This is a genomic window from Clostridium sp. UBA6640 (assembly GCF_002455975.1).
Taxonomy (GTDB): Bacteria; Bacillota; Clostridia; order Clostridiales; family Clostridiaceae; genus Clostridium_J.
In genome coordinates, this window is sequence record NZ_DKLM01000067.1 from 5,003 (window position 1) to 8,864 (window position 3,862).

Below are 3,862 nucleotides of genomic sequence, written 5' to 3' on the forward strand. Positions count from 1 at the left end.
TGCATTCCATCCATGCCTTGCATTGCCTTCATACCTTGCATTGATTGCACCATAGTCATGATACACATCATCTGCATTATTTCTTTCATTTCATCCTTATCCATACTATTTTCTAGCGACCTTTTTTGATTTTCCACGATAAACCTCAAATATAATTATTTACATTACATATATATGCTAACCATTGGATTTTATTTACTGATAATACTAAAATTATATTTTTTACACTAGCAAAAAAAATTATAAATATTATTTTTAATAATTTTTATAAACTCATCTTCTACTACATCTAATTGCTTCTTAAACCCATAATTAGAAGTATTATTTGGTAATATTTTTATTTCTTCAATATCAAGAAGCTCCTTATCTATATACTTAGCTGTAATAAAAAATATTTTTGGTATTGATAAATACATATTTATTCTCCTCATCCTGTTTTTTGATTAATTCATAATAATATATTCAAACTTTCTATAATTTATCACCTAAAATTCCCCTTTTAAAAGCTACTCTAAAACAGTGACTATTCCTTAAATGTCAGCAGGCATCGAAAGATTATAAACTTTTGTTCTTGTATTGGAAGGAAAATAGAAGTATATCATTTAAGCTGTATAGTAAATGCAAGAAATTAGTCTATATTAGGGGTAGTAAGTTATAACCATGGAATTTATTTTAATGATATTAATTAAAACAACTAAGATAATAAAATTAAAAGCTGTATCTATAAAGGAGCAGCTTTTTTATGTAAAGAACAATATAGAAATATTACCTATCTTTTCTAGTATGTTCCAATCAGTTATAATAAATATATCTTTTAAATGCATATAAGGGGGAATTTAAAGTGAAAAACATTGAGAAGTGGGAAGAGAGAAAAGAACAATACCTGCTAAATAATGGATTTATGCTTATAAGAGCTAATGAAGCTGAGTTTGGCATACATTATGCCATATATGTAGGTGTAGATGAGGAGTTTACATATAGTTGGGACAAACTATCACATGATACAGATGGGGATGATTGCCATAGATTTTGGATTTTCAAGAATAATAAAAGAGTTGGTGGAGTAGTAATAGAGCCAAATTTCTCAGCACAAATTTTTGTAGAACCACCATATACAGTAGACAAATTTTCAATAATTAGCGAATTAGATAATGCATTACTACAATGGTCAGATAAAAATAAAAGTATCTTTTTATATATGATACATCCAAGAGATGTTCATTATTATAATATGCTTGGATATAGGAGACGTTTTGTCAGAAGAATGATGATCCGTCCAACAGAGATATTTGATGATATTCAGTGGAGGGAAGACTTGATTATTAAAACACCTACAATTAAGGATGCTGTCGAGGTAGGAAAAGTATTATATGAATCATATAAAGGCGGCATCCATTATGAAGAATTTTCTAATAACACCCTAGAAGATGAGATCGAATACTCTAAGATGTTTTTAGAAAGGTATATTGCTACAAATAGTTTACAGGCTTCTACATTAGTTTATGATAGAAATACTAATGAATTAATAGGGGTATGTTTAGCTGGGAAAAATGAAGAGGATAGCAATGAGTTCTCTACGATTAACCAAATAGGAGTAAAGCCAGCTTATAGGGGACATGGTATTGCTGAAAGCATGATAAAGAGGGCATTAACTGTTTTAAAAGACATATCACCAGCAACAAAGTTAGATGTAACAGTTGGCAATGCTGCGGAAGCATTATATTATAAAATGGGATTTTTCCCTGGAGTACAAAGTGTTGCTTTATATAAGAAATTTGAGTAGGGTTTATTTAAGAAGCTTATTATAGATAAACCACTCTAAAATTTAATGTATGTCTGAATATAAGTTACAGTTTGATATATTAATTCACAACTTTTAGATTAATGCACAATTGTGGATATTTCTCAGTAAAATCTGAGAAATTTAGAATTGACTAGTTGTAGCGGAGAACAGTGTTCTCCATAAACCAAAACATATTCATATAATTTTAGTTGTAACATTTGATGACGTTATATATGCAAAAATAGCTGGCGAACACTGTTCGCCCCTACAAAGAAACTTGCAATTGTATTGCTAGTAAAAAATCTATTTAAAAGAATTAACTTCCACCCCTGGGGTGCAGTATAGTGTGGCACAATAACTACATCATTAAAGAATATTTTAGTTATATTGCTTATCTTCATTAATATTAATTAAAATTTTCGGTGTTGTTCCGACCTATACTGCACCTCAGGGGAACCCTAACGGGCTTCACTACTGTTCCCCAGAGGTGNNCCATTCCTTCCTATAAATTCTTTACATACTCTTTAAACATATTTCCCCGAACCTCAAAATCTTTAAATTGATCCCAAGCAGCACATGCAGGACTTAGAAGAACAACATCCCCTTCATCTGATGAACTATAGGCTATCTCTGTAGCATCTTTCAGGGTATTAACAACTTTACAAGGAATACCACAATCCATAGCGAAATCATTTATCCTCATCTTTGCTTCACCATAAGTTACAATTAATTTTACGTTTATTAAATAATCCTTGAGTTCAGCAAAGCTATGTCCCCTATCTAAGCCACCCAATAATAATATTGTTGGTTTTGCAAATGATGCTAAAGCCATTTGAGTTGACCTTACATTAGTAGCTTTAGAGTCGTTATAAAAATCTATATTATTTATGGTTCTAACATATTCCATTCGATGTTCTACACCACTAAAAGTTTTTAAAACACTAGCAATAACACTATTATCTACGCCTAATTCTTTAACAACCGTAATAGCTGCCATAGCGTTTTCATAATTATGTCTTCCTTTAATTTTCACTTCATCTAAAGCTATTATTTTATCGTTGTTATAGCAAATATGCCCCTCAATTATTGAGCAACCTAATTTATTTATGGAACTAGATGAAAAATATTTTTTAGTAGATTCTATGTNNATCACTTTTAGTGTGATGATTGAAAATTCTTTTTTTATGTTTTTATAAATCTCGTATGAACCATGAAAATCAAGATGTGCTTCTGATAAATTAGTTAAAACTGATATATTTGTTTTAAAATCTAGCACATTGCATAGCTGATGATCTGACACTTCCATTACAGCAATGTCTTTATTCTTTAATTTAGACACAAAAGAACATACTGGATATCCTATATTCCCCATTAAAAACACGTTCTTTGATGCCTTTTTTAAGAATTCATAAATCAATATTGTTGTAGTTGTTTTACCGTTAGTTCCTGTAACACCAATAATTGTGATGTCTTTTGGAAAATAGTGAAAAGCTACTTCCATTTCATTAATAACAGGTATATTGAATTTATGTGCTTTTTCTATGTATTTATGTGTATTTGAAATACCTGGATTCTTAACTATCATCTCAAATGTACTATCAAACAAATCCTCAGGGTGACTTCCTAGGACAATTTTGACCCCTAGAGATTGTAACTCATCTATTTCCTCTATGTTTTGATCGGTTTTAGCATCATTAACAGTAACTTCATAGCCTTTACTAGCTAGTAACTTTGCTGCCTCATAGCCACTTCTAGCCATACCTAGGACAAAAACTTTTTTACTATTAGTCATTTTACCCTCTCCTTTTGCTTACCTTGTTATACCACCTACATTTATACTTATGGAATATATCTCATTTTACTTATAATACAGTATCTTTACTTCATAACGTGAATTAAATCAGTAATTAGCACTTAATATAAAAGCTGTACCTATTTCTAGTATAGTTCTAGATGACTACATCAATTAATATTCTATCAAGATTATAACTCTAAAATGTAATAATTATTAAAATTAAATTTTTTAATCTTCATGTAAAATTAGCATTAAAGTAAAAAAGTAATCTTCCAAGGAAGATT

General features: G+C 29.8%; 3 protein-coding genes. 1 reads left to right on the plus strand and 2 read right to left on the minus strand.

Annotated features, from left to right (window positions below):
* Positions 1–227 precede the first annotated feature (227 nt).
* On the minus strand, positions 228–416 hold the full coding sequence (locus tag B2W91_RS07075; protein ID WP_291579693.1) for a hypothetical protein: 189 nt from the start codon (positions 414–416) through the stop codon (positions 228–230).
* Positions 417–841: 425 nt separating this feature from the next.
* Here B2W91_RS07075 and B2W91_RS07080 point away from each other — a divergent pair, with 425 nt between their 5' ends.
* Positions 842–1,783 carry a GNAT family N-acetyltransferase gene (locus B2W91_RS07080; RefSeq protein ID WP_291579694.1) on the plus strand — a complete coding sequence of 314 codons (942 nt, stop codon included), beginning with the start codon at positions 842–844 and terminating at the stop codon, positions 1,781–1,783.
* 502 nt (positions 1,784–2,285) lie between these two features.
* Here the strand turns inward: B2W91_RS07080 and murD are convergent.
* Complete coding sequence (murD, locus tag B2W91_RS07085; RefSeq protein WP_291579695.1) at positions 2,286–3,575, minus strand: UDP-N-acetylmuramoyl-L-alanine--D-glutamate ligase; 1,290 nt, start codon at positions 3,573–3,575, stop codon at positions 2,286–2,288.
* Positions 3,576–3,862 lie beyond the last annotated feature (287 nt).

What these genes read in the sequence shown, in the direction of transcription:
- B2W91_RS07075 (WP_291579693.1), bottom strand. Translation starts at nt 416, where the DNA reads ATGTATTTATCAATACCAAAAATATTTTTTATTACAGCTAAGTATATA.